General features: G+C 74.8%; 1 protein-coding gene. It reads right to left on the bottom strand.

The annotated features are described in order from the left end of the window. Positions 1–1,063: hypothetical protein (locus AB0O00_RS41210; protein WP_363659773.1), on the bottom strand; the 1,063-nt coding region annotated here is incomplete at both ends.

The following is a 1,063-nucleotide window of genomic DNA, read 5'->3' as shown; positions in this document are numbered from 1 at the left end:
CGCAGGGGCGCCCAGTCGTACGCGTGCCCGAGCTCGTGCGCGATCAGCCGCTGGAAGCTGTTCTCGGGCTGGTTCGGGCCCTGGAAGACGCGCTGGGAGCCGGCCGGCCCCTGGAAGGCGCTGTCGGCGACGGACACGGTGTGGTCCGCGAGGGAGTACTCGGCGGCGTTTCCCGAGGACAGCGAGGCCACGCGGACGAACCTGATCTTGTCGATCCGGCCGAGGACGCCGTCGGGGACGGCGGCCAGCGCGCCGAGGAGCTGGGCGTACTCGCCGTTGGTCCAGCCGGTGTCGCGGGTGAACCGGTGTCGGGTGAACAACTCATCGCCACCGGGCTGCGGTTGGCTCTGGTCGCGCTCCGGCCCGAGGTCGGCGAGGTGTTCCACCAGCACCTCGCGGCGCACCGGCGGTCCGGGGTGCTCGACCTCGGTGAACCGGTAGGTGCCCCGGCCGCCGCCCTGGGCGGTGAGGTCGAGGCGCAGCGTCGTGCTGCGGTTCGGCGCGAGCAGCGGCGGTGCGTCGGTGACGAGGAACTGGGCCAGCCTGCCGAGGCCCGTCCGCTGTCCGGCGGGGATGGTGGGGGCGAGGGTCACGGTGGTGTTCCGCGGCAGCGGCTTGATGACGGCGTTGGGGCCGAAGACGGCGGCGATCCCCTGGATGGTCACGTCGTCGGTGTTCACCCGGACGCGGGCCCGTTCGGCGGCGGGCACGGCATCGAGCAGGACGTTGCGCTGCGGGTCGAGGCGTGCCTCGGGCCAGGCCCACGCGTGGATGAGCTGCTGGTGCTGGAGGTAGAGCGCGTCGGTGGTCGTGCCGGACGACGCGGCGGCCGCGGCGGTGAGCAGGGTGCGGACGGCGTCCGCGTAGGCCCTGCGGAGGTCGGCGGTGCGGGTCGGATCGCCGCCGAGGACCGCGGTGATCGCGGTCGAGGCGTCGTCGCGGATCCGCAGGAAGCCCCTCAGCCGGTCCGGGACGGCCCCGGGCTGGACGCGCACCAGCGGACCCCCGCCGGGGCCCGGCGGGCCGGAGAGGCCGTAGTACTCGGCGGCGCCGCGCAGGAAGC

Origin of the sequence: Kitasatospora sp. NPDC093558 (genome assembly GCF_040683475.1) — a bacterium.
Taxonomy (GTDB): Bacteria; Actinomycetota; Actinomycetes; order Streptomycetales; family Streptomycetaceae; genus Kitasatospora.
The sequence above is the reverse complement of the archived record's forward strand: the minus strand, read 5'-3'. Positions and strand labels throughout refer to the sequence as shown.